At 68.2% G+C, this 24,682-nt stretch carries 23 protein-coding genes and 1 pseudogene; 7 read left to right on the plus strand and 17 right to left on the minus strand.

From position 1 onward, the window contains the following. Positions 1-10: 10 nt before the first annotated feature. From BM417_RS38050 to BM417_RS38080, 7 genes and pseudogenes are all read right to left on the minus strand, one after another. Positions 11-1,150, minus strand: a complete 1,140-nt coding sequence (locus BM417_RS38050; protein ID WP_093604591.1) for an acyl-CoA dehydrogenase family protein — start codon at positions 1,148-1,150, stop codon at positions 11-13. Then, the gene (locus BM417_RS38055) at positions 1,147-2,979 is read right to left on the minus strand and encodes an ATP-binding protein (RefSeq protein ID WP_093604919.1); all 1,833 of its coding nucleotides are present in this window, start codon (positions 2,977-2,979) and stop codon (positions 1,147-1,149) included. Before BM417_RS38055 ends, BM417_RS38050 begins: the two co-directional genes overlap by 4 nt. Positions 2,980-2,984: 5 nt before the next feature. Further along, on the minus strand, positions 2,985-4,535 hold the full coding sequence (locus BM417_RS38060) for an acyl-CoA carboxylase subunit beta (RefSeq protein WP_093604593.1): 1,551 nt from the start codon (positions 4,533-4,535) through the stop codon (positions 2,985-2,987). Continuing rightward, entirely contained in the window at positions 4,535-5,647 is a 1,113-nt protein-coding gene (locus BM417_RS38065) for an acyl-CoA dehydrogenase family protein (RefSeq protein WP_093604595.1), read from the minus strand. Before BM417_RS38065 ends, BM417_RS38060 begins: the two co-directional genes overlap by 1 nt. Further along, a pseudogene (locus tag BM417_RS38070) lies at positions 5,644-7,115 on the minus strand (acyclic terpene utilization AtuA family protein). Before BM417_RS38070 ends, BM417_RS38065 begins: the two are co-directional and overlap by 4 nt. A gap of 85 nt (positions 7,116-7,200) precedes the next feature. Further along, positions 7,201-7,935: a TIGR03084 family metal-binding protein gene (locus tag BM417_RS38075; protein ID WP_093604597.1), complete on the minus strand. Its 735-nt coding sequence runs from the start codon at positions 7,933-7,935 to the stop codon at positions 7,201-7,203. After that, entirely contained in the window at positions 7,932-8,459 is a 528-nt protein-coding gene (locus BM417_RS38080; RefSeq protein ID WP_093604921.1) for a TetR/AcrR family transcriptional regulator, read from the minus strand. The genes BM417_RS38075 and BM417_RS38080 overlap by 4 nt, the downstream gene beginning before the upstream one ends. A gap of 138 nt (positions 8,460-8,597) precedes the next feature. On the opposite strand from BM417_RS38080, the gene BM417_RS38085 reads away from it, so the two are divergent. Both BM417_RS38085 and BM417_RS38090 read left to right on the plus strand, forming a co-directional pair. Then, on the plus strand, positions 8,598-9,329 hold the full coding sequence (locus BM417_RS38085) for a putative protein N(5)-glutamine methyltransferase (protein ID WP_093604598.1): 732 nt from the start codon (positions 8,598-8,600) through the stop codon (positions 9,327-9,329). A 19-nt stretch (positions 9,330-9,348) separates the two neighbouring features. Then, positions 9,349-9,696, plus strand: coding sequence for a nuclear transport factor 2 family protein (locus BM417_RS38090; protein WP_245822537.1), 348 nt, complete (start codon positions 9,349-9,351; stop codon positions 9,694-9,696). A 45-nt stretch (positions 9,697-9,741) separates the two neighbouring features. On the opposite strand, the gene BM417_RS38095 is transcribed toward BM417_RS38090, so the two are convergent. Further along, positions 9,742-11,736 (minus strand): intein-containing Rv2578c family radical SAM protein, encoded by a 1,995-nt coding sequence (locus tag BM417_RS38095; protein WP_093604602.1) that lies wholly within the window; start codon positions 11,734-11,736, stop codon positions 9,742-9,744. Positions 11,737-11,762: 26 nt separating this feature from the next. Here BM417_RS38095 and pnuC point away from each other — a divergent pair, with 26 nt between their 5' ends. From pnuC to BM417_RS38110, 3 genes are read left to right on the plus strand one after another with little or no spacing between them, the layout of a single operon-like run. Beyond that, the gene (pnuC, locus tag BM417_RS38100; protein WP_245822539.1) at positions 11,763-12,332 is read left to right on the plus strand and encodes a nicotinamide riboside transporter PnuC; all 570 of its coding nucleotides are present in this window, start codon (positions 11,763-11,765) and stop codon (positions 12,330-12,332) included. Then, positions 12,329-13,390, plus strand: coding sequence for an AAA family ATPase (locus tag BM417_RS38105; RefSeq protein WP_093604606.1), 1,062 nt, complete (start codon positions 12,329-12,331; stop codon positions 13,388-13,390). Before pnuC ends, BM417_RS38105 begins: the two co-directional genes overlap by 4 nt. Positions 13,391-13,424: 34 nt before the next feature. Continuing rightward, positions 13,425-14,771 (plus strand): YibE/F family protein, encoded by a 1,347-nt coding sequence (locus BM417_RS38110; RefSeq protein ID WP_093604608.1) that lies wholly within the window; start codon positions 13,425-13,427, stop codon positions 14,769-14,771. On the opposite strand, the gene BM417_RS38115 is transcribed toward BM417_RS38110, so the two are convergent. After that, positions 14,692-15,045: a DUF1304 domain-containing protein gene (locus BM417_RS38115; RefSeq protein ID WP_093604610.1), complete on the minus strand. Its 354-nt coding sequence runs from the start codon at positions 15,043-15,045 to the stop codon at positions 14,692-14,694. The two genes, BM417_RS38110 and BM417_RS38115, sit on opposite strands and share 80 nt — an antisense overlap. A 45-nt stretch (positions 15,046-15,090) precedes the next feature. Between BM417_RS38115 and BM417_RS38120 the strand changes: the two genes are divergently transcribed. Next, positions 15,091-15,927, plus strand: coding sequence for a spermidine synthase (locus BM417_RS38120; protein WP_093604612.1), 837 nt, complete (start codon positions 15,091-15,093; stop codon positions 15,925-15,927). 51 nt (positions 15,928-15,978) lie between these two features. Here the strand turns inward: BM417_RS38120 and BM417_RS38125 are convergent, their stop codons facing one another. From BM417_RS38125 to BM417_RS38135, 3 genes are read right to left on the minus strand one after another with little or no spacing between them, the layout of a single operon-like run. Then, positions 15,979-16,605, minus strand: a complete 627-nt coding sequence (locus BM417_RS38125; RefSeq protein ID WP_093604614.1) for a hypothetical protein — start codon at positions 16,603-16,605, stop codon at positions 15,979-15,981. Beyond that, complete coding sequence (gene hisS, locus BM417_RS38130; RefSeq protein ID WP_093604616.1) at positions 16,602-17,858, minus strand: histidine--tRNA ligase; 1,257 nt, start codon at positions 17,856-17,858, stop codon at positions 16,602-16,604. The genes BM417_RS38125 and hisS overlap by 4 nt, the downstream gene beginning before the upstream one ends. Then, positions 17,855-18,568, minus strand: coding sequence for an MBL fold metallo-hydrolase (locus tag BM417_RS38135; protein ID WP_093604923.1), 714 nt, complete (start codon positions 18,566-18,568; stop codon positions 17,855-17,857). The genes hisS and BM417_RS38135 overlap by 4 nt, the downstream gene beginning before the upstream one ends. 114 nt (positions 18,569-18,682) lie before the next feature. Here BM417_RS38135 and BM417_RS38140 point away from each other — a divergent pair, with 114 nt between their 5' ends. Continuing rightward, positions 18,683-19,540, plus strand: coding sequence for a peptidylprolyl isomerase (locus tag BM417_RS38140; RefSeq protein WP_093604618.1), 858 nt, complete (start codon positions 18,683-18,685; stop codon positions 19,538-19,540). 64 nt (positions 19,541-19,604) lie between these two features. Here the strand turns inward: BM417_RS38140 and BM417_RS38145 are convergent, their stop codons facing one another. The 5 genes from BM417_RS38145 to BM417_RS38165 all read right to left on the minus strand — a co-directional run bounded on the left by BM417_RS38145 (position 19,605) and on the right by BM417_RS38165 (position 24,523). Next, complete coding sequence (locus BM417_RS38145) at positions 19,605-21,890, minus strand: RelA/SpoT family protein (RefSeq protein WP_407656198.1); 2,286 nt, start codon at positions 21,888-21,890, stop codon at positions 19,605-19,607. An 84-nt stretch (positions 21,891-21,974) separates the two neighbouring features. Then, positions 21,975-22,190 carry an SDR family NAD(P)-dependent oxidoreductase gene (locus BM417_RS38150; protein WP_245822541.1) on the minus strand — a complete coding sequence of 72 codons (216 nt, stop codon included), beginning with the start codon at positions 22,188-22,190 and terminating at the stop codon, positions 21,975-21,977. Positions 22,191-22,214: 24 nt separating this feature from the next. Continuing rightward, on the minus strand, positions 22,215-22,394 hold the full coding sequence (locus BM417_RS38155; protein ID WP_093604622.1) for a DUF397 domain-containing protein: 180 nt from the start codon (positions 22,392-22,394) through the stop codon (positions 22,215-22,217). Further along, positions 22,369-23,223 (minus strand): helix-turn-helix domain-containing protein, encoded by an 855-nt coding sequence (locus BM417_RS38160; RefSeq protein ID WP_177320837.1) that lies wholly within the window; start codon positions 23,221-23,223, stop codon positions 22,369-22,371. The genes BM417_RS38155 and BM417_RS38160 overlap by 26 nt, the downstream gene beginning before the upstream one ends. Before the next feature lie 79 nt (positions 23,224-23,302). After that, positions 23,303-24,523: an HNH endonuclease signature motif containing protein gene (locus BM417_RS38165; RefSeq protein WP_093604626.1), complete on the minus strand. Its 1,221-nt coding sequence runs from the start codon at positions 24,521-24,523 to the stop codon at positions 23,303-23,305. Between the last annotated feature and the right edge of the window lie 159 nt (positions 24,524-24,682).

Here is a 24,682-nt window from a genome sequence, read left to right on the forward strand (position 1 = left end):
CGGCAGTGTGTCAGTAGGAGCGCGGCAACTTCAGCGAGTTTTGCGCGACGAAGTTGAGCACCATCTCCCGCGAGACGGGCGCGATGCGGGACAGCCGGGACATGCCGAGCATCGACGCCAGCCCGAACTCGGAGCTCAGCCCGTTGCCGCCGTGCGTCTGGATGGCCTGGTCGACGGCCGCCGCGATCGCCTCGCCCGCCGCGTACTTGGCCATGTTCGCGGCCTCACCAGCATCTTTGTCCCGGCCGGAGTCGTAGAGCGCGGCCGCCTTCTGCGTCATCAGCCGGGCCAGCTCGATCTCGATGTGGATCTTCGCCAGCGGGTGCGAGAGGCCCTGGTGCGCGCCGATCGGGCTGTCCCAGACCTGTCGTTGCTGGGCGTACGACACCGCCTTGCTGATCGCCAGCCGGGCCGATCCGGTCGCCATGCTCGCGCCCATGATCCGTTCGGGGTTGAGGCCGGCGAAGACCTGGAGCAGGCCCTGGTCCGGTGAGCCCACGACGGCGTCGGAAGGCAGCCTGACGTCGTCGAAGAACAGGGTGAACTGCTTCTCCGGCGCCACCAGGTCCATCTCGATCTGGTGGTGGGTGAAGCCCTCGGAGTTCGTCGGCACGACCACCAGCACCGGCCCGGTCTTCTGGATCGCGACCACCAGAACAGCGTCGACCTCGTCGATGCCGGAGATGTACGTCTTGGTGCCCTTGAGGATCCAGTCGTCACCGTCGCGCCGGACGTGCGTCTTCAGCTTGTGCGAGTTGGAACCCGCGTCCGGCTCGGTGATCGCGAACGCCATCTTCAGCGTGCCGTCCGCGAAACCGGGCAGCCACTTGGACTTCTGCTCGTCCGTGCCGAACCGGGCGATCACCGTCGCGCAGATCGCCGGCGACACCACCATGAGCAGCAACGGGCATCCCGCCGCCGCCAGCTCCTCGCACACCGCCGCGAGGTCGCCGATGCCGCCGCCACCGCCGCCGTACTCCTCCGGGACGGCGACACCGAGGTAGCCGAGCTTGCCGGCCTCTTCCCACAGCTCGGTGGTCTTCTCCCCCGCCCTGGACTTGGCGATGAAGTAGTCATGGCCGTACTTCGCACCGAACTCGGAGACGGCCTTGCGCAGCGCGATCCGCTCTTCGGACTCGACGAAGCTCACGATTCCTCCACTACGGCCAGGACATCTCCGGCATTGACCTGCTGTGCTTGCTCGACAAGGAGTTCGGTGACGGTGCCCGCGTTGTTCGCGAGCACGCGGTGTTCCATCTTCATGGCCTCCAGCACCAGCAGCTCGGCACCGGCTTCGACCACATCGCCCTGCTGAACCGACACCCTGACCACGGTTCCGGGCATCGGCGCGACGGTCGCGCCCGGCGCGAGCTTCGTCTCCGGTTCGGGGAAGCGCGGCACGACCTTCAGCGACACCGATCCGCGCGGCGAGTCGACCTCGACCAGATCGCCGTACCGAGCGACGTGGAACGGGGTCCGCACGCCGTCCAGCTCCAGCGTGACCACGTCGGGAGTCGCCTGCGCGGGGTCGTACTCGACCTCGACGAGTTCCTCACCGAACAGAAACTTCGCCTTCGGCTGCTGCGACCGCACGTTGCGCCAGCCGAGCGGCAGGTGCCCGATCCTGCGACTCGCCGCCTGAGCCAACGCCGCCGCGCGCGCAAACGGTTGCGGGTCAACGGTTCGGGTGAAGTCGTGCTCGGTCAGGAACCCGGTGTGCGTGTCACCGTCGAGGAACGCCTCGTTCCCGAGGATGTCCACGAGCAGTGCGCGGTTCGTGACCAGGCCGTGGATCTGGGCGCTTTCCAACGCCGTCGCGAGCTTGCGAGCGGCGGCACGGCGAGTCGGCGCGTACGCCATCACCTTGGCCAGCATCGGGTCGTAGTGCACCGACACGACAGAGCCGTCCTCGACGCCGCTGTCGAGCCGGACGTCGCCGGGCACGTGGAACCGGTGCAGCGTGCCGCTCGCCGGCCGCCAGTCGTTCGCCGGATCCTCGGCGTAGAGCCGGACCTCGATCGCGTGCCCGCGCGGTTCCGGCGTCTCCACGGGCAATCGGGCGCCCTCGGCGATCCGGAGCTGCCACTCGACCAGATCCACGCCGTGGACGAGCTCGGTGACCGGGTGCTCGACCTGAAGCCGAGTGTTGACCTCCAGGAAGTGGAAGTCCTCGCCCTTCAGCATGAACTCGACGGTGCCCGCGCCGACGTACCCGATCGACTCGGCCGCCGCCGTCGCCGCGGCGAACAAACGCTTGCGGACGTCGTCGGTGACCGCCGGGCTGGGCGACTCCTCGACGATCTTCTGGTGCCGCCGCTGGATCGAGCACTCGCGTTCGCCGAGCGCCCAGACCGTGCCGTGCGTGTCGGCGAGGATCTGCACCTCGACGTGCCGCGCGTGCTCCAGCAACGGCTCGCAGAACACCGTGGGGTCGCCGAACGCCGACTCGGCCTCACGCCGCGCGCTGGCGAGGGCGTCGCCGAACTCGGCCTTCTCCCGCACGATCCGCATGCCCCGGCCACCACCGCCGGCCGATGCCTTGATCAGCACCGGGAACTCGGTGACGGTCTCCGGGTCCAGTTCGGGCAGCGTCGGCACGCCCGCGGCGGCCATCCGCTTCTTCGCGGCGACCTTGGAGCCCATCGCCTCGATGGAGTCCGGTTCCGGGCCGACCCAGGTGAGGCCCGCCGCCTGGACCTTGCGTGCGAAGTCGGCGTTCTCACTCAAAAACCCGTAGCCGGGATGGACGGCGTCCGCACCGGCCTTCGTCGCCGCCTCGACGAGCAGATCGGCACGCAGGTAGGTCTCGGTCGGCGACGCACCGGGCAACCGCACCGCGAAGTCCGCCTCGCGGACGTGCGGCGCGTCGGCGTCCGGGTCGGAGAAGACCACGACCGTGCGGATGCCGTTGTCCCGGCAGGTGCGGATGATCCGGCGGGCGATCTCGCCGCGGTTGGCGATCAGGAGGGTCTTGATCACGGGGCTCACATCCGGAAGACGCCGAAGCCGTCGGCGCCCTTGATCGGTCCACTGTGGACAGCGGAGAGGCAGAGTGCGAGCACGGTCCTGGTGTCGCGCGGATCGATCACGCCGTCGTCGTAGAGCTTCCCGGACAGGAACGGCGCCAGCGACTGCTCCTCGATCTGCGCCTCCACCATCTTGCGCATGGCGGCGTCGTGCTCCTCGTTGTACTCCTGCCCCTTCGCCATCGCCGCCTGCCGTCCGACGATCGACAGCACGCCGGCGAGCTGCGCAGGTCCCATCACGGCCGACTTGGCGTTGGGCCAGGTGAACAGGAACCTCGGGTCGTACGCCCTGCCGCACATGCCGTAGTTGCCGGCGCCGTACGAGGCGCCCATCGTGATCGTCAGGTGCGGGACCCGGCTGTTGGAGACGGCGTTGATCATCATCGAGCCGTGCTTGACGATGCCGCCCTGCTCGTACTGGGCGCCAACCATGTAACCGGTGGTGTTCTGCAGGAAGACCAAAGGCGTGTCGCTCTGGTTCGCCAGTTGGATGAACTGCGTCGCCTTCTGCGACTCCTCGCTGAACAGCACGCCGCGCGCGTTGGCGAGGATGCCGACCGGGTAGCCGTGGATGCGGGCCCACCCGGTGACGAGGCTGTTGCCGTACAACGGCTTGAACTCGTCGAAGTGCGACCCGTCGACGAGCCGCGCGATGACGTCCCGCGGGTCGAACGGCACGCGCTGGTCCTCGGAGACGATGTCCAGGATGCTGTCGGCGTCGAACTTCGGCTCCTCGATCTCCGCCGGTTCCGGCCCGAGCTTGCGCCAGTTCAGCCGCGCGACGACCCGGCGGGCCAGCCTGATCGCGTCGGTCTCGTCCTCGGCCACGAAGTCCGCGAGCCCGGACGTGGCGCCGTGCATGGACGCGCCGCCCAGCGACTCGTCGTCCGAGTCCTCCCCGGTCGCCATCTTGACCAGCGGCGGACCGCCCAGGAACACCTTGGAGCGATCCTTGATCATGATCACGTAGTCGGACATGCCCGGCACGTAGGCGCCACCGGCCGTCGCGTTGCCGAACACCGCCGTGATCGTCGGAATCCCCGCCGCACTGAGACGAGTCAGGTCGCGGAACGCCCGGCCGCCGGGGATGAAGATCTCGCTCTGCGTCGGCAGGTCGGCGCCACCCGACTCGACCAGGCTGACCAGCGGCAGCCGGTTCTGCAACGCGATGTCGTTGGCCCGCAAAGACTTGCGCAACGTGTACGGGTTCGACGAGCCGCCACGCACCGTCGGGTCGTTCGCGACGATCACGCACTCGACGCCTTCGATCCGCCCGATACCGGTGACGACCGAGGCGCCGACGGGAAAGTCGGTGCCCCAGGCGGCGAGCGGCGACAGCTCCAGGAACGGGCTGTCCTCGTCGATGAGCAGCTCGACCCGTTCGCGGGCGAGGAGCTTGCCGCGCTTGTGGTGCCGCTCGACGTACTTCGGCCCACCTCCCGCGAGCGCTTTGGCGTGTTCGGCGTCCAGCCCCGCGATCTTCGCGAGCAGCGCCTCCCTGTTGCCCATCAGGCGAACCCCAATCGTCGTGCCGCGAGCTCGGTCATCACTTCACTCGCCCCGCCCCCGATGCCGAGGATGCGGGCGTCCCGGTAGTGACGCTCCACTTCGGACTCCCGCATGTATCCCATGCCTCCGTGCAGCTGCACCGCTTCGTCGACCACCTCGGAGCAGGCGTCCACAGCGGCGTTCTTCGCGAAGCAGACCTCGGTCACGCAGTCCTCGCCGCGGTTGATCCTGGCCGCGACCTCGCGCGTGTAGGTCCGCGCCAGGTCGATCTTCTGCGCCATCGCGGCGAGCTTGTGGCGCACCACCTGGTTCTTGATCAGTGGCTTGCCGAACGTCTCGCGGTTGCGCGTCCACTCGACGGTCAGGTCCAACGCCCGTTGTGCCGTCGCATACGCCTCGACCGCCATCGTCACGCGTTCCACCTGGAACTGCTGCATGATCAGCGCGAACCCCTGGTTCTCCTCGCCGACCAGGTTCGCCACCGGCACGCGCACGTCGTCAAAGTGCAGTTCGGCGGTGTCGCTACAGTGCCAGCCCATCTTGTCGAGCTTGCGCCGGGTGAACCCGTCCTCGATCACCAGCAGCGAGATGCCCTGGTAGCCCTCGCCGCCGGTCCGCACCGCGGTGGTGACGAAGTCCGCGCGGCAGCCCGAGGTGATGAACGTCTTCTCGCCGGTGACGACGTAGTGGTCGCCGTCCCTGACCGCCCTGGTCCTGATCGCCGCGACGTCGGACCCGGCTCCGGGCTCGGTGACCGCGAGGCTGCCGATCTTCTCGCCCCGGATCGCGGGCTTCGCGAACCTCTCGATCAGGTCCTCGTTGCGCGACTGCCAGATGTGCGGGATCGCGATGCCGAGCGTGAACAGCGCCGCCATCACGCCCGACGACCCGCCGTTCTGGATGATCTCCTCGGTCAGCGCCACCGAGTCGAGCAGGTCGCCGTGCTCGAACCCGATGCCGAGCAGGTCGAGTTCCGCCGCCTTCTTGTGCAGCTCGCGCGGAACCTCGCCGTCACGTTCCCACTGACCGAGGTGCGGCGCGATCTCCCTGCGGGTGAAGTCGCGGACGAGCTCCCTGAGCTCTTTCCGCTCGTACAGGTCCTTCGTGATCACAGGAGCTCCTCGGGGATCTCGACTTCCCTGCCGCGCAACCACTCGCCCAGCGCCTTCGCCTGCGGGTCGAACCGCGTGCTGCTCGCCACCCCGTCGCCGAGCAGGCCGTGCAGCACGAAGTTGAGCGCCTTGAGGTTCGGCAACTCGTACCTGCTGACCTCAGTCGCCTCGGGCAGCAACTCCTTGAGCTTCTCGGTGGTGAGAAACCCGTTGAGCCACTCGTAGGCTTTGTCGCTGCGCACCCACACGCCGAGGTTCGCGTCCCCGCCCTTGTCGCCGCTGCGCGCGCCGACGATCGTTCCCAGTGGCCGCTTCACAGCAACACCGCCTTGGCACTGACCTCGTCACGGTTCACGTACGCGGCCTTGTAGACCCCGAACGGCGTCCCGTCACCGGGCGGCGCCGTCACGTGGAACCCCGGATAGCTCGCCAGCGCCAGCTCGATCGCCGCCCGGCTGAACCCCTTGGCCCGCTTGGGATCCGCCGTCTTGATCGTGACGTGCAGCAACGCGCTCGCCTGCTCCTCGGTGGCCGCGTCCCGCTGATCGGTCCGGGCCAGCGTCCACGTCAGCCCTTCCGCACCGATGGCGTCGTGGAGCTGCCGCTGGACGAGCTCGGCCTTGGCGTCGACGTCGAGTCCGGTGAGGACGAACGTCGTGGAGTTCCTGAACCCGCCCAACGTGTTCAGACACACCTTCAGCGTGTCCGGCGGCGGACTCCCCTTGACACCACTGATCCGAACACCGCGCTCGTGCTCTTCGAGCCGGATCGTGTCGAAGTGCGTGGTGACGTCCGGCCCCAGGTACTCCGGCGCCCCGATCTCGTACAACAGCTGCGCCGTCACGGTGTCCGTGGTGACCGCGCCACCGGTGCCGTCGTGCTTGGTGATCAGGCACGACCCGTCCTCGTCGATCTCCGCGATCGGAAACCCCGGCCTGGTCACGTCGATCTCGGTGAAGAACGAGTAGTTCCCACCGGTCGCCTGCGTCCCGCACTCCAGCACGTGCCCGGCGACCGTGGCTCCGGCGAGCCGATCCCAGTCGTCGCGTGCCCACCCGAAGTGCGCCGCGGCAGGCCCGACCACCAGGCTCGCGTCGGTAACGCGCCCGGTGACCACGACCTGCGCCCCGAGGTTGACGCACTCGGCGATCTCCCACGCGCCCAGATAGGCGTTGGCGGTCAAGGCTTCCGGGAACCGCGCCTTGAGATCGTCTCCGGTGACGTACCCGACCTTCGCGTCGAGCTTGCGCGCCAGCCCCTCGGGGTTGAGCCCGCCCGCGTTGACGACGATCTTGACGCCCTGGTCGAGGGCCAGCGCCAGGCAGTCCTCCATCTGCCGCAGGAACGTCTTCGCGTATCCCAGCGACGAGTCCTTCATGCGGTCGCGGCCGAGGATGAGCATGGTCAGCTCAGCGAGGTAGTCACCGGTCAGGACGTCGAGGTGGCCGCCTTCGAGCTGCTCCCGCATCGCGGAAAGCCGATCCCCGTAGAACCCGGACGCGTTGCCGATCCTGATCACCGCCGGCCTCCCGAACGCGATGCCGCTCCGGCGCTCACCGGCCACCTCCGGGCGGGCCGGCGAAGGCCTGCGCGATCGGCACCCACTCCTCCGCGACCGGACCCACGGCCTCGACCGCGAGCTCCTTGCGGTTGCGCCGCTGCGTCACCAGCCACGCGAAGTCCAGTGCCGGCCCGGAAACCCTGTTCTCGGCGTCCTCCGGCCCCCAGGCCCACGACTCCCCGCCAGGCCCGGTCAGCTCGACCCGCACCTCGGCGGCGGGCGCCGCCAACCCGTTGAGCAGGAACGCGAACCCCATCGTCCGCACCCCGATGTGGCACACGTGCCTGATCCGCGCGGTGGGCTCCCGCACCACCCCGAGCGCGTCCGCGACGTCCTGCCCGTGGGCCCAGGTCTCCATGATCCGCGCGGTCGCCATCGAGGCGGGGCTCATCGGCGGCCCGAACCACAGGATCTTCCCGGAGGCCTGAGCGAGGTGCTCCAGCAACGACTTCCGGCTGTCCCTCCACAGCTCCAGCAGGTCCGGCAACGCCGCACCCTCCGCCGCCGTGCGGTCGACGATGTCGGCGGTCAGCGGCTGCGCCTGGAACGCCTCGGGGTCGGTGATGGCGAGGATCGACGCCTTGTCCGTCCACAGGAGATGGCCGATCTGGTGCCCGACGGTCCAGCCCTCGGCGGGTGTCGGCACGGACCAGTCGTCCGCCGCCGACACGATCTCGTCGAGCGAGCGGGACTCGGCGTCGAGGTCGGCCAGCAGTTCGGTGATCACAGCTGTTCCTCCAGCATCCGCGCCCAGTAGCGCACCACGTGCGCCCGGCGCTTGGCGTCGTCGGCGAGCTGGTTGGCGAGCGCCAGCCCGCGCACGAGATCCAGGGTTGCCTGCACCGCGTCCTTCACACCTGGCCTGGTGTCGTCGACGTCGAGCAGTTCCAGCGCCAGCCCGTACACCTCGCGCCCCAGCCGTGCCTGGAGCTCCAGCACCTGCTCGCGCAGCTCCGGATCGGTGCGCGCGGCCACCCACAGCTCCAGGGCCGCGGTGAACAGGTCACTGGCGTGGAAGTCCGCGATCAGCTCGACCACGGCGTGCGTGCTCTTCTCGGCGATCTCCGCGCGTCGCTTGAGCACCTCGACGCTCTCCGCGCCCACGTGCTCCACAGCGGCCGCCACCAACTCACCGCGCGTGCGGAAGTGGTGCAGCTGTGCGCCGCGCGACACCCCGGCGCGTTCGGCCACCTCGGTCGTCGTCGTGCCTGACCAGCCGCGTTCCACCAGACACTCGACGGTCGCCTCCATCAGCTTCCGCTTGGTCTCGCGGCTGCGGTCGGCCTGGCGCTGCCTCGTCTCCACGCCCCCGAGTGTTCCGCCGAACAAACAAACAGTCAAGCCTGCTTGTAAATGGCCCAAGAAGAGCTACTGCTAGCGTCCGGCGCGATGAGCATCGTGGAACGACTGCGGGCCGCCGGCTGCGTTTTCGCCGAGGAAGAGGCCGCACTACTGCAAGAAGCCGCTCACGACAGCCGGCACCTCGAAGAGCTGGTCAGGCAGCGGGTCGACGGCCTGCCGCTGGAGCACGCCGTCGGCTGGGCGATGTTCTGCGGGCAACGGATCGTGGTCACGAAGGGCGTCTTCGTCCCGCGCCACCGCACCGAACTGCTGGTGGACCTCGCCACCGACCTGAAGCCCGCGGTAGTCGTCGACATGTGCTGCGGATCAGGCGCGGTCGGCACGGTGCTGCAACACCGGCTGCCCACCGCGACGGTCTACGCCGCCGACATCGACCCCGTGGCCGTGGCGTGCGCACGCCAGAACCTCACGAACGTGTTCGAGGGCGACCTGTTCGACGCCCTCCCCACGCACCTACGCGGACACATCGACGTCGTGGTCGCCAACGTGCCGTACGTACCGACCGACGACATCCGGTTCATGCCCACCGAAGCCCGCGACCACGAGGCGCGGGTGGCGCTCGACGGCGGCGAGGACGGCCTCGAAGTGATGCGTCGCGTGGCAGCCCAGGCAGCGACCTGGCTGCGCCCCGGCGGTCACCTGATGAGCGAGACCAGCGAGCGCCAGGCCCCGGCCGCACTCCAGGCCTTCACCACCGCAGGACTCGACGCCAAGCTCGTGACCAGCGAGGACACCACGGCAGTGGTCGGCAGCGCCTAACTTCCGTACAATGTACGGTATGGCGTACGACGAGGTCATGCAGTGGTTTGCGAAGTGGGACGCGCTCGCGGTCAAGGGCGACGTCGAGGCGATGGCCGACATGGCCCTGTTCCCGATCAACACGGTCACCGACGGCTCGGCCACGTCGTGGGACCGCGAGACGTTCCTGAAGGAGATGGGGGCCCAGCTGGGCGGTGACGTGCAGATGGAGTCCACCAGGACACCGCACTTCATCAACGACAACCTGGTCTTCGTCATCACGGACGGCACGATCAACGGGATGACGGTCCGCTACGGCGACCTGCTCACGAAGGTCGGCGGCGAGTGGAAGTTCCAGACGATGGCCCAGGGCGGTTGGGCCGAATAACCGCGAAGGACACCCTGGGGAAGAGGGTGCTCCGCACTCTGAAGATCACAGCAGGGTGAGTTGTTCCTGATCCACGCGCGGCGCCGGTACACCCACCGGCAGGCTGCCGTCGGGCCACACGCCGTCGTCGTCGCCGGGCACTCCGGTGACGGCGTCGGTGGAACGCCCACGCGGCGCCAGTCCGTGCTTCTCGATCAAGGGCACGACCCGCGCCGCGAGCCGGGCGCGATACCGCTTGTCCACATAGGACCCACGTCCGTAGAGATACCGGTACGTCTCGACGAGATCCGGGTGCTCACGGCGAAGCCAGGCAGCGAACCACTCCTTGGCTCCCGGACGCAGGTGCAACGGCAGCACGGTCACACCGGTGGCACCGGCCGCCGCGATCTGCTCCAGCAGGAAGTCGAGCTGCTCGACGGAATCCGTCAGCTCGGGCAGCACCGGGGCCACGAACACCCCGCACGGTAAGCCGGCCTCGCGCACCTTCCGCACCAGATCGAGACGCGCGGCGGGCGTCGGCGTGCCGGGCTCCAGCGACCTGTGCAGATCCCGGTCCATCAACGCGAGCGACACCGCGATCCCGACCGGCACGACCTCCGCGGCGGCCGACAACAGCGGCAGGTCCCGGGCCAGCAGCGTGCCCTTCGTCAGGATCGAGAAGGGCGTGCGGGAGGCGGTCAGCGCCTCGATGATCCCTGGCATCAAGGCGTACCGCCCCTCCGCCCGCTGGTACGGATCGGTGTTCGTGCCCAGCGCCACGTGCTCCTGCTTCCACTTCGAGGAACGCAGCTGGCGCGACAGCACCTCCCCCGCGTTGACCTTGACGATCAACTGGCTGTCGAAGTCGTGGCCGGTGTCGAGGTCCAAATAGGAGTGAGTCTTGCGCGCGAAGCAGTTGTGGGACACCACTCCGTTGGCGATGAAGTCCGCGGTGCCGGTCGAGATGTCGTAGAGCGTCATCTCTCCCAGCGGTTCCACGGACACGACGCCCAGCGGCTGCTGCGACTTGATCGCCACGCCGTCGATGTCGCGCTTGCGCGTGATCGCCGGGTCGACGGTGTGGAAGAAACGCAGGTTCTCCCGCAGTCCGCCGCGCAACCGCACGACTCGCACGCCACGACGGCGGCGCAGTTCCTCGATCGCGAAGTCGAAGTCGAAGTGCTTGAGTGCCAGGCAGATCGCTTCCAGAACGGTGGCGTTGCGCGTCGACATCCGCAGGATGCTGCGCGAGCAGGTCCCGAGGTAGTCGAACGCGCCGGCCAGGAATCCCTTGAGCCAGTCGGGGTTCGGGGCTATCTGCCAGTGCGCGAGCTCGCGCACTTGGGGCAGAAATCCCCTCCCTTCTCGCACACCGAAGTAGTCGAGATACTCCCGTGTGCGGTCCATGGCCTCGATGTCGGCCGCGGGGATGCGGATCTCGTGCTCGTCGTCCACCATGCCGCGCAGGTAGCCGCGGCGGTAGTCGTCGGTCACGGCGGGCTGCTCGACGAAAGCCCCCGTGCCCATCAGCTTGTTGCCGGTCGTGAGGTGCGGACGACGGCCAGTGCCCGCCGTTTCGCCCGTCACGTGCTTCCAGCCGCGGTCGGTCAGGAAGCGGTGATCACCCGAGGCGACCACGGAAGTGCCGTCCTCCAGCGTCAACCGGTACGCCGTCTTGCGCGTCTCCCAGTGCGCCAGCACGGTCGTGAGCTTGTAGCGCCGGTAGTTGCCGACCAGTTCGGTGCCGTAGATCTCATCGCCCTCCCGGAGTTCGGACAACGGCTTGGTGCGGCCGTTGCCCATGAGGATCGGCGTGTCACCGGCCAGGCAGTAGGTGCAGGCGTGTGAGCAGCCGCGATACGGGTTGACCGTCCACGAGAAGGGCAGCGACGAACCCGGCACTCCGTTGAGCACGGATTTGGCGCGGACCTCGTGGAACACCACGTCCGCGAACTCAGGAGTTCGTACGCTGCGCACCAGTCCCGGTAGCCCCGGTAGCGCCTGCTGCGGCTCTGCCTCGAGTTTCTGTCCGTCCCATCGCACACCTCGATTCGAACACATGTTCGAACAGCGGTCAAGGAGCGCACGTGTCACCCGAAAAGGTTGTCGAGATCGCGGGCTTCATCACCGGAGCACTCTGCGTGTGGCTCGTGGCCAGGCAAAACCCCTGGAACTGGCCCATCGGCATCGCCAACAACATCGCGTTCTTAGTGCTGTTCTGGGGCAGCGGCCTGTATGCCGACTCCGGGCTCCAGGTCGTGTACGTCGTGCTCGCGGTCTACGGCTGGTGGGCGTGGGTGCGCGGCGGCGACCAGCACACGACGCTGCACGTGAGCCGCACAACGACGCCGCAGTGGATCTGGCTCGCGGTCGCCGGCGTGCTCGGAACCGGCCTGCTGCACTGGGTCCTGACCACCTTCACCGAGTCGAACGTGCCCTTCTGGGACGCCATCACGACGGTGTTGTCGCTGCTCGCGACTTGGGGACAGGCACGCAAGAAGATCGAGTGCTGGTGGCTGTGGATCGCCGCGGACGTGATCTACGTGCCGCTCTACGCGTACAAGGAGCTCTATCTGACGGCTGTGTTGTACGTGGGGTTCATGGTGCTGTGCGTGATCGGGCTGCGTAACTGGATGAAGGACGAGGTGCGCGTGTGAAGGAGTTCGAACACGCCCTCGTGCTCGGCAAGTTCTACCCGCCGCACAACGGGCATCGTCACCTCATCGAGACGGCGGCCTCGCGGAGCGTTCGCACGACCGTCACGGTGCTGGCGGCCTCGAACGAGACCATCCCGCTCGAACACCGTGTGCGCTGGCTGACGGAGACCCATCGGCAGACGCCGGGTGTGCGCATCATCGGCGACCTCGACGACCACCCGATGGACTTCGACTCCGACGAGATCTGGAGCCTGCACGTCGCACTGACGCGCGCGGTGCTGGCCAGGCGGGCGATCGCGGACGGCGACCCCTCGAAAGCCCCGGTCGACGTCGTGTTCTCCAGCGAGAAGTACGGCGACGAGCTGGCCGAACGGCTCGGCGCGCGGCACGTGCTCGTCGACCTCGACCGCCTCGCACACCCGGTCTCCGGCACGGCGATGCGAACCGATCCCGTCGCGAACTGGCACCACCTCGCGCCCGCGACCCAGCGCGGCCTGGGCTGGAAGGTAGTGGTGGTCGGCGCCGAGAGCACCGGCACGACGACACTGTCCACACAGCTCGCCGAGCACTTCAAGGCGCCGTGGATCGCCGAGTACGGCCGCGAGCACACCGAACACAAGCTCACCGCCGCACGATCGTTCGATCCGTCGGCCACCGTGGACAGTCTGGTGTGGACGCTGGGCGACTTCGAGGACGTTGCCCGCGAACAGGAACGCCGCATCCGGGCCGAGACCGCACCGCTGGTCGTGGCGGACAACGACGCGTTCGCCGCGACCGTCTGGGGAGAGCGCTACCTCGGTTTCCGGCCGGAGCTCTTCCTCGGCACCGAACCGGACCTCTACCTGCTGACCGACCACGTCGGCGTTCCGTTCGAACAGGACGGCTGGCGTGACGGCGAACACCTCCGCGGGTGGATGACGGGCCTGTTCGAACGCGAGCTCACGCGGCGCGGCGTGCCGTGGCTGAAGCTCACCGAGGACAGGTTCGCGACGGCCATAACCGCCGTCGAACATCTCATGGGGCAGGATGTCGCGCGTGGGTCACGGTCACGGGCATAGCCATGCGCTGAGCGAGGAACCGGCGTCGCAGCGCGTGCGCACGTTGCTGATGTGGCTGTTGGTGCCGTTGGCACTGGCCACGATCGTCGGCGCGGCACTGCTCTACCCGTTCGGGGTCGAGCAGAAGACCGGCGCGGAGATCGGTCTGCACCAGACGCCGGTCGAAGCGGTCGTCACCGGGGTGGCCGAGAACTGCGGTGAGAAGTGCGTCGCGGTGACCGTGAAGATGACCGACGGCGCCGCGAGCGGGCAGAGCATCACCATCCCGAGCGTGAAGGGCCCAGGAGCGCCGAGCTTCCAACTCGGCGACGAGGTGGTGCTGTCCTACTCCGGCAGCCAGCCGCAGGCCGCCGAGTCGTACCAGATCGTCGACTTCCAGCGCGGCTGGTCGCTCGCCGTGCTGGCGCTGCTGTTCGCGGCCGCTGTGCTGCTGCTCGGGCGATGGCAGGGCCTCGCGGCGTTGGGCGCGTTGCTGCTGAGCTTCGTGGTGCTGGTGCTGTTCATCATGCCGTCGATCCTCGCGGGCCAGAACCCGCTGATGGTCGCGGTGGTCGGCGCCGGACTGATCATGTTCGTGGTGCTGTACCTGACGCACGGCATATCGGCGCGCACGTCGACCGCGGTCCTCGGAACGCTGGTCAGCCTCGCGCTGATCGGGGTGCTGGGCGCGCTTTTCTCGGCACTCTCGAAGCTGACCGGCCTGGACGAGGACACGACGAACCTCGTCACGCTGCTCGGCACCAGCATCGACACGCGCGGGCTGCTGCTCGCCGGGACCCTGATCGGCGCGCTGGGCGTGCTCGACGACGTGACGGTCACCCAGACCAGCGCGGTGTGGGAGCTTCGGCGGGCCAACGACAAGCTGACGTGGCGCGAGCTGTTCGCGGCGGGCTCGCGGATCGGGCGCGACCACATGTCGTCCGTGGTGAACACGCTGGTGATGGCCTACGCGGGCGCGGCGCTGCCGTTGCTGCTGGCGATCTCGCTGGCCGGGCGGTCGATGGGCGAGATCCTCACGTCACAGCAGATCGCGCAGGAGATCGTGCGGACCCTGGTCGGCAGCATCGGCCTGGTGGCGGCGATCCCGGTGACCACGGCGCTGGCCGCGCTGATCGCCGTGCGCCAAGAGGTCGCCCCGATCGCTGCCGCGGCCCCCGATCCCGAACCCGAGCCCCAACCGAAGTCACAGCCCGAACCGAAGACCGTGAAGCGCGCCGCGAAGCCCGTGAAACCACGGCCCGCGCGGATCGAGGGCGACCTCTTCATCGGCTACGACCCCGACAAGGGGCCGTGGGAACGCCCTAGTGAGCCAAGAGCACGAAGAGCAGCGCCAGCGCGCCCGGCACCACCTGCACGAAGAAGATCTTCCGGCTCGCCGTGAACGTGCCGTAGATCCCGGCGACGATCACGAACACCGTGAACAGCACGGACGCGCCGAAGTCCTGGCGGATCAGCGCGTAGATGAGGCCGGCCGCGAGGAAGCCGTTGTAGAGGCCCTGGTTCGCGGCGAGAGCCTTGGTCGACTGCGCGTACTCGGGAGTGAGGCCGAAGGCCTTCTGGCCGCGCGGCGTCGTCCAGAGGAACATCTCCAGCACCACGATGTAGAGATGGATCACCGCCACGAGGGCGATCAGAACGTTCGCGACAACCTGCACTTGGGTCCTCCTCTGGACTGACACACCCGGTGAGACAATAGAGCAGTGGGAAGACAGCGGCCCGACACCGAGGCGATCACCGAGTCGATCGACTCCGGCGTTGCCGAACTGGTCCCCGATCTCGGTGGACGGCACTCCTGGACGTTGCGGGTCAACGGAACCCCACAGTCGCATGTGGACCTGGACGACCCGACCTATCTGGAGTTCGAGTACGTCCGCCGGCTGGGTCACATCGTCGATCTCACCGCGCCTTCGCGTGTGCTCCACCTCGGTGGTGGCGCTCTCACGCTAGCGCGCTACGTGGCCGACCTACTGCCTCGGGCGTCTCAGCAGGTGGCCGAGATCGACGCGGGGCTGATCGCGTTCATCCGCCGCGAGCTCCCGCCGCCCCCACGAGTGAAGATCACCACAGGTGACGCCCGCGCCGTGCTGGTCAAAGCACGCCCCGGCTCGTTCGACCTGATCGTGAGCGACTGCTTCGCCGGAGCCCGCACGCCCGCGCACCTGACGTCGGTCGAGTTCGTGAAGCAGGCGTCCACGGCACTGGCCGACGACGGCATCTACACGGCGAACATCGGCGACGGCAACGGCCTTCAGTTCGCACGGGCCCAGTGCGCGACCGTGCGCTCGGTGTTCGAACACGTCTGCGTGCTCGCCGAACCGGGCGTGTTCCGCGGTCGGCGCTTCGGCAACTTCGTGATCATGGCCTCGCACAACGGCCTGCCGATGCAGCAGCTGACCCGCGCGACGGCCGGCGACCCGTTCCCTGGCCGAGTCGAGCACGGCACGGGGCTGACGAAGTTCATCGGCGGCGCGCCTGTCACCACCGACGCGACCGCGATCCTGTCCCCCGCGCCGCCCTCGGGCCTCTGGGGCACGTAAGAGGCCGGACGCCGCCACGAAGTGTCGTGACGGCGTCCGGGCCCTGGGACTTCAGTCCAGCGAGGTCACGAACTTCGAGACCGCGTCGGGATGGAGCTTCTGCGCCATCCGCCCGGCCGGCGCGAGCGACCCGAGCCGGTACAGCGGCCGTTCCGCCGCAGCCAGCCCGCGCGCCTCGGCCCGCAGCTGGGCGACGAGCAGCTCCGAGAACACCAGACCAGGCGTGTCACCGCGTGCGGCCAGCGCGTCGGCGAGGCGGCGGAGCTGGTAGACGCCCAGCTCGCGGCCACCGGTGCCCGCGTACATCGACAGGGCGATGTTGATCGCCTTCTTGTTGCCGCGCACGAACAGGCCGACGGTCCGCGCGCCGCGCAGGTCGGTGACCAGGAGGTCGAGGCCGTCGGCGACGGCCAGGTCGACCTTGCGGGTGCCGAACGCCCGGACGTAGACGGTCGTGCCCTCGAGCCACACCGTGCGGCGCGCCTCGGACATCGCCAGCAGGATCACCGGCACCGACACGATCAGTCCGGCGATGACGCCGGGCCAGCGGCCGCCGATCAGGCCCACGATCGCGCCGAAGGCGAGGGCGACCATGATGCCGCCGATCGCCACCATCCGCGCACGCTTGCGGACCGTCGCCTTGTCGAGCAGGTCGAGAACGAGCTTGTCGTCGCTCACAGCGCCTTCCGCACCTCTTCGACCACGTCGGCCAGCGGCACCGTGACCTGCTCGCCGGTCGCGAGGGTCTTGACCCCGATGTTGCCGGCCTCCAGATCGCGCTCACCGAGCACGAGCGCCAGCTTCGCGCCCGACTTGTCGGCGGCCTTGAAGCCCGCCTTCATCGACCGGCCGCCGTAGACCAGATCCGTCCGCACCCCGGCGGCACGCAGCTCGCCGGCGATCGCGACCAGACGGGCCCGCGCGGCCTCGCCCAGCGGCACGCCGATCACGTCGACGCGGCTGAACTCCGGCAGCACGCCCTCGGCCTGGGCCGCGAGCAGCGCGCGGTCGACGCCGAGACCGAAGCCGACACCCGACAGCGACTGGCCGCCGAGCTGCTCCATCAGGCCGTCGTAGCGGCCGCCGCCGCCGATGCCCGACTGGGCGCCGAGGCCGTCGTGGACGAACTCGAACGTCGTCTTCGTGTAGTAGTCGAGGCCGCGGACCATGCGCGGATTCTCGACGAACTTCACGCCCAGCTCGGTCAAGTACCCCTTGACGAGCTCGTAGTGCTCACGGCACGCGTCGCACAGGTGATCCACCATCAGCGGCGCCTCGGCGACCAGCGCGCGCACCTCGGGGCGCTTGTCGTCCAGCACGCGCAGCGGGTTCAGCTCGGCCCGCTTCTGGGTCGCCTCGTCCAGCGGCAGCTTCGCCAGGAACGCCTGGAGCAGCTCGCGGTAGGCCGGGCGGCAGTTCGCGTCGCCCAGCGACGTGAGCTCCAGCCGGTAGCCGGTGAGGCCGATCGCGCGGAACCCGGCGTCACCGACGGCGATGACCTCGGCGTCCAACGCCGGGTCGTCGATGCCGATGGCCTCGATGCCGACCTGGTGGAACTGCCGGTACCGGCCGGCCTGCGGGGCCTCGGCGCGGAAAAACTGGCCCGCGTAGTAGAGCTTCGCCGGCAACGAGCCGCGGTCGAGGCTGTGCTCGATCACGGCCCGCATCACGCCCGCGGTGCCCTCGGGGCGCAGCGTGATGGAGCGGTCACCGCGGTCGAGGAAGGTGTACATCTCCTTCGTCACGACGTCGGTCGACTCGCCGACACCGCGCGAGAACAGCGCCGTGTCCTCGAAGACCGGCAGCTCGATGTAGCCGTAGCCCGCGAGCTCGGCGGCACGGGTCAGCGTCGACCGGACGTGCGCGAACGCGGCGGACGTCGGCGGGATGTAGTCGGGAACGCCTTTGGGTGCGGAAAACACGTTTCTCAGAGTCCTCGGTGCGGGGCGGCCTGCGCGTCGTTCGGCTGAACAGCGTCCTGCAGCTGAAGCAGGTAAGGGTTCGTCGCACGCTCGCGGCCTATGGTCGTCGTCGGGCCGTGGCCGGGCAGCACCACTGTGTCATCGGGCAAGGTCATGACCTTGTTCTGCAGAGACGACAACATGCGTGAGTGGTCACCGCCAGGCAGGTCGGTGCGTCCGATGGAACCGGCGAAGAGCGTGTCACCCGAGATCACCAGGCGACCCCCTTCCTGCACGCCGGAGCGGAACATCACCGACCCGCCGGTATGGCCCGGCGTGTGGTCGACGGTGATCTGCAGACCGGCGAGGTCGAGCACGGCGCCGTCGGTCAGCTCGCGCACCTCCGAGGGCTCGCGCATCTCCAGGTTGCCGCCGAAGAAGGCGGCCGACTCGCGGCTGATGCCCTTCAGCGGGTCGGCGAGCATCGCTACGTCATCCGGGTGGATGTACGCGGGGATGTCGTTCCCGTCGCAGACCGGGGTGACGGAGAAGGTGTGGTCGAAGTGCCCGTGCGTGAGCAGCACGGCGACAGGCGCGAGACGGTGCTGACGCAGGGCCTGTTCGATCGGCTCGACCGCGTCCTGACCGGGGTCGATGATCACGCAGGGCTCGCCCTCACCGGCCGCCAGGACGAAGCAGTTCGCCTGGAGCGCACCAGTGGGGAACCCGATCACGAGCACGAAAATGACCTCCCTGTTCAACGACAGCCTAACCACCACACAAAGCTCATATGCCCAGGCCCTAGACTGCCGAGCCGACCGCCCTATTCGCATGAGTCCCTGGGGAGGGAGCACGTGCCCACCAACGAGCAGCGACGCGCGGCAGCCAAGCGCAAGCTTGAGCGTCAGATGGTCTACCGCCAGGAGCGGGCCAAGAAGCGTCGCATCATCGCCGTCGTCTCGACGGTCGTCGTTGTTGCGCTCGTCGGAGGTGGCGTGTGGTTCCTCGCGACTAACGACGTCTTCGGAAATGGTGACGCCGCCGCGTCGGAGACTCCCACCCAGGAGTCGGTGGACAAGGCGGAGAACATTCCCACCGCGCTGCACCAGATCCCGAAGCGCCCGGCCGCGCTGCCGGAAAAAGTGAACTGTGAATACACGAAGGGCCAGGAGCCGGCGGCCAAGGAGAACACGCCGCCCGCGAACGGCGAGCAGCCCGCCACCGGCACGGTCGGCGTCACGCTCGGCACCTCGATCGGTGACCTCAAGTTCAACCTGGACCGCGCGCTCGCGCCGTGCACGGTGAACAACTTCGTGAACCTCGCGAAGCAGAAGTACTTCGACAGCACGACCTGCCACCGCCTCGTGGTGACCGGCATCCAGGTCCTCCAGTGCGGCGACCCCGGCGGCAACGGCATGGGCGGCCCCGGCTACTCGTTCAAGGACGAGGTCTACCCGGAACTCACCTACGGCCGCGGCGTGCTCGCCATGGCGAACTCGGGCCCGGACACCAACGGCTCGCAGTTCTTCATCGTCTACGGCGACGGCGCGAACCTGCAGCCGAAGTACACGATCTTCGGCACGGTCGACGAGGAGTCGCTGAAGAAGATCGACGAGGTCGCGAAGACCGGCACGATCTCGCAGCAGCCCGGCCAGGGCGACGGCAAGCCGAAGACCCCGGTCGACATCAAGTCGGCGCTGGTCGCGAACTAGATCTCACGCAGAAAACGGGCCCGGAGCTTTCGCTCCGGGCCCGTTTCGCATCCTGCCCCAGTTTTTACGACGCTGACGTCACGCGGTAGACGTCGTAGACGCCCTCAACGCTCCGCACGGCCTTCAGAACGTGGCCGAGGTGCTTCGGATCGCCCATCTCGAACGAGAACCGGCTGACGGCCACCCTGTCGCGTGACGTCGTCACCGACGCCGACAGGATGTTCACGCGCTCGTCGGCCAGCACCTTCGTGACATCCGAGAGCAGCCGGTGCCGGTCGAGCGCCTCCACCTGGATGGCGACCAGGAAGACGCTGGAGGCCGACGGCGCCCACTCGACGTCGAGGAGGCGTTCCGGCGACTTCAGCAGCTCGTCCGCGTTCGTGCAGTCGGTGCGGTGCACGGACACGCCGCCGCCGCGCGTCACGAAGCCGAGGATGTCGTCGCCCGGCACCGGGGTGCAGCAGCGGGCGAGCTTCACCCACACGTCGCCCGCGTCCTTGACGATCACGCCCGCGTCGCCGGTGGGGCGGCGCCGGGTGACCGTGGACGGGGTGGCGCGGTCGGCCAGTTCCTCCTCGGCGTGATCGACACCGCCGAGCTGCGCGACGAGCCGTTGCACGACGTGGCGGGCCGAGGTGTGCCCCTCGCCGACCGCCGCGTACAGCGCGCTCATGTCCGAGTGGTGCAGTTCCTTGGCGAGGGCCTGCATCGAGTCGACGCTGACCAGACGCTGGATCGGAAGCCCGACGCGCCGGACCTCCTTGGTGATCGCGTCCTTGCCCTGCTCGATCGCCTCTTCCTTGCGCTCCTTGGCGAACCACTGCTTGATCTTCGCCTTGGCGCGCGGGGACGCCACGAAGCTCAGCCAGTCGCGGGACGGACCCGCACCCTCCGCCTTGGAGGTGAAGATCTCGACGACCTCGCCGTTCTCGAGCTTGCGCTCCAGAGCGACCAGGCGACCGTTCACGCGGGCGCCGATACAGCGGTGACCCACCTCGGTGTGCACGGAGTAGGCGAAGTCGACGGGCGTGGAACCCGTCGGCAGCGTCTCCACGTCACCCTTGGGCGTGAACACGAAGATCTCGCGCGCGGCGAGGTCCCAGCGCAGGCCCTCGAGGAACTCACCGGGGTCCGCGGCTTCCCGCTGCCAGTCGAGGAGCTGGCGCATCCACGCCATCTCGTCGATCTCGACGGACTTGCCGTTGTGCGTGCCCTTGGTCTCCTTGTAGCGCCAGTGCGCCGCGATGCCGTACTCGGCCCGCTGGTGCATCTCCGAGGTGCGGATCTGCACCTCGAGAGGCTTGCCGTCGGGACCGATCACGGTCGTGTGCAGCGACTGGTACACGCCGAACCGCGGCTGCGCGATGTAGTCCTTGAACCGGCCCGGCATGGGCTGCCAGGCGGCGTGGACGACACCCATCGCGGCGTAGCAGTCCCGCACCTCGTCCACCAGGATCCGGACGCCCACGAGGTCGTGGATGTCGTCGAAGTCCCGGCCGCGGACGATCATCTTCTGGTTGATCGAGTAGTAGTGCTTCGGCCTGCCCTCGACCTTGGCGACGATCCGCGCGGTCTCGAGCTGCGAGTTCAGCTCCTGGACGACGGTGCGCAGGTACGTGTCGCGACTCGGCGCGCGCTTCGCGACCAGGCGGACGATCTCGTCGTACTTCTTGGGCTGAAGGATCGCGAACGCGAGGTCCTCCAGCTCCCACTTGACCGTCGCCATGCCCAGCCGGTGAGCGAGCGGAGCGAGCACTTCGAGCGTTTCCCTGGCCTTGCGGGCCTGCTTCTCCGGCGGCAGGAACCGCATGGTGCGCATGTTGTGCAGCCGGTCGGCGAGCTTGATGACCAGGACCCGCGGGTCCTTCGCCATCGCGATGACCATCTTGCGGATGGTCTCGGCCTCGGCCGCTGCCCCCAGCTTGACCTTGTCGAGCTTCGTGACGCCGTCGACCAGCCGGGCGACTTCCTCGCCGAAGTCTTCCTTGAGCTGGTTGAGCGAGTAGTCGGTGTCTTCCACGGTGTCGTGCAGCAGCGCGGCCACCAGCGTCGTGGTGTCCATGCCCAGCTCGGCGAGGATCGTCGCCACGGCGAGCGGGTGGGTGATGTACGGGTCGCCGGACTTGCGGCGCTGCGGGCGGTGCTTCTCCTCGGCAACGTCGTACGCGTGCTGCAGAAGCGCCAGATCGGCCTTGGGATGGAGGTCACGGTGCACGGCGGCGAGAGGTTCGAGGACCTGCTTCACCGGGGCCGCACGTTGGGCGGTGATGCGCCGCGCAAGGCGGGCACGCACACGCCGGGTAGCCGACGGTTGAACAACCGTCGCAGCGGGTTCGGTGTCTTGACTCAACCCCACGCTCCTCGGGTCTCGCGAGTACCGAGGATAACGCGTTTACGCTGACGAAACTTCCGATGGCGCGCTGAGCGGCGCAGCTCACACGGTGAACGCGAGCCAAACTATTGCTGGGCCGATCAGGCGACGCGCCTCAGCCGTGAGGCCCGCCTCACGAATCTCGCCGGCCACCGCGTGGGCGGCCTCCTCGACCCGGTCCAGCACGGCGACCCGATGCCCCTGGGCGGCCGGCGCGAGGGCGATCCCCTGGCCGATACCCGAACCGCCACCCGTGACGAGCGCTACCCGCGACCGCACTTCACCGCTCAGTTGCACAGCGGCCTAGACCTGCGCTTGCGCCACGAACGCACGCCAGGCGGAGAGCGAGAAGGCCAGGACGGCGCCGCCCGAGGCCTTGGAGTCACGCACGAGAGCGGTCTGACGTAGAGACACTTCGACACAGGTACCGCTGTCTGTGCTGCCGCTGTAGGTGCTCTTACGCCAGCTCCGGTCGAGCGTCATTGAGGTCCTCTCGCAGTCCGCTGACGTAGTCCATCAGCACGCTCCGCGATTGTCCCTCATCCAACGCAAGGGCATCCAGCCACTTGAAGAACTCCCGGCTGCTCGCGATGGCCTTGCCATCGTGCGCGAACAGCTGCGCCACGTCGGTCTCGCTGTAGGCGACCGGCACCATCTTCTCGAAGCTGAACAACCTCCGTGCCGACCTCATCGCGATGGCAATGCCCGCCGACATGGGCACGATTCGCAGGCTGTGGGACTGGAAAAGCAGGCGTAGATACTGCTCTTCCATGATCTGGGCGTTGCCCACGCGCATTCGCAACGCGAGCTCATGCACGTAGAACGTGCACTCCGGCCGATTGGGGCGCCTCATGATCGACTGCCGGTCGATGCGGAGCTGGACGTACTTCTCGATGTTCTCCGGCGCCTCGTTGCCACCCTCGGTGAGCAAGGCTCGTGCGTATTCAGGGGTCTGGGCGAGACCGGGCATGGTGAAGCCGTCGAAACTGGTGATCTTCGTAGCCTGCGCCTCCGCCATGGCGAGCGTGCGCAGGTTGTCGGGCACGACCAGCACGTACGGGTCGAAGGCGTAGCGGTAGCGGTTGCGGAAGGCCTCGAAGTAGTTGCTGTCTCGGCCGCAGGTCATCAGGTACTGGACTAGGTCGATCTCGCTCGCGCGGGCTTTGCCGTTTTCGATGTTGGAGACCTTGCTCGGGTCCCAGCCGAGTTGTTCGGCGAAGCCGAAGCCGGTCAGCCTGGTGTGTTTCTCGCGCAGGCGGCGCAGTTCGTCGCCCAGGTCGCGGCTGTAGGCGGTGGAGGTGATCGCAGTCATTCGTCCGACGGTAGGCATTGGCCCTCCTCCACGAACCTGCTCGTTCGGGTGAAAACGGTCGCTGATCGTGCTGGTGGCGCTAGGCGACTTGGCTGCGGTCGGGGTGGGTGGTGGTGTTGGTTCTGGGAGTGCGGGTGGGGTCGAGCCAGGCGGGCGGGGTGAACGTCGGGGTGCCATTGAGGAGCCTTACCTCCCATTCGCTTTGGTGGATCAGGGTGTGGTGGTGGCGGCACAGCAGGGCCGCGTTCTCGACCGATGTCTCGCCTCCCTCGGACCAGAATCTGATGTGGTGGGCGTCGCAGTGTCTTGGCGGGCGGTCGCAGCCCGGGAAGGTGCAGCCCTGGTCTCTGGCGACCAGGAGGCGGCGGATCGAGGCCGGGAAGGTGCGGGTCTTGCGGCCGATGTCGACCTGCTCGGACCGGCCGCCCAGTACCACCGGGATGACGCCGGCGTTGCAGGCCAGGCGGCGGACCAGCGTGGCCGGCATGCGTTCGCGGGTGTCCAGAGTGGCGAAGCCGGTCTGCTCGGCCAGCTCTCGGTAAGTCATCGTCAGGGTCAGCGTGACCGGCTCGCCGCCGTGTTCGGGGAGGCGGTCGGCGCGCAGCATGAGGTCGATCAGGTCGGCGAAGGCGTCGCCTTCGCGTTCGGCGCGCGAGCGGGGGTCCTGGCCCTCCTCCGGGGTGGTCGGGCGGGGCTTGGCCAGCGGGTCGATCATCGCTTCGAACTTGGCGCCGGCGATCTTGTCCAGCTTCGCCGACACCTCCAGTTGGTCGCCCTTCCACTCCATCCGCAGCCGGTTGACCGGCGTCGGCGGAACAGCCTCACTCGGCTCCGCGTCCTGCTGGTAGAGCCGGTACGCCAGCTCCTTGCCGAACGAGCGCACCGCGCTGGGTTCATGGGCCTGCGCAAACTCGACCACGGGCTGTTCGGCCTCGGGCGGCAGGTCCTTCATCACCTCGGCCACGGCAGAGATGTGCTCACCGGAGAGCGCGCCCTCCGCCACCACAGCGGCGGTGACCGGCAGCTCCGGCTCCAGAAACGAGCCGGTCGGCGTGAGCTGGCGGGTCAGCGATTCGGCTCGCGCAACCCACTGACGCGCGGTCTTCAGGTCCCACCGCACGGCATGACGCAACACGTGCGCCACATTCCTGTACCCCAGCTCGGATGCCGCGCCACGCCGCTCCAACTCGGCGATCTTCTGCATCATCACATTCTCAAGAACGCGAATTTCCACCACGTCTCCGACGACTGCGGCAAGCAGTTCGTCAGTAGACAGGAGGCAGAAGTCTCGTTCGCTCATGCGTTCGACGTTACCGCAAGATCACAGCATAAATGCACGTCAAGCGCTACACGTTCGGGTGAACGACCTGGCCAACGGCCATAGGCTCCGTTAGTGCACATCTCTCTAGACGCAACGCAACCACTAGCAACCACGCACGCACAAAAACGCGAAATACGC

This window comes from Lentzea waywayandensis (assembly GCF_900115955.1).
Taxonomy (GTDB): Bacteria; Actinomycetota; Actinomycetes; order Mycobacteriales; family Pseudonocardiaceae; genus Lentzea; species Lentzea waywayandensis.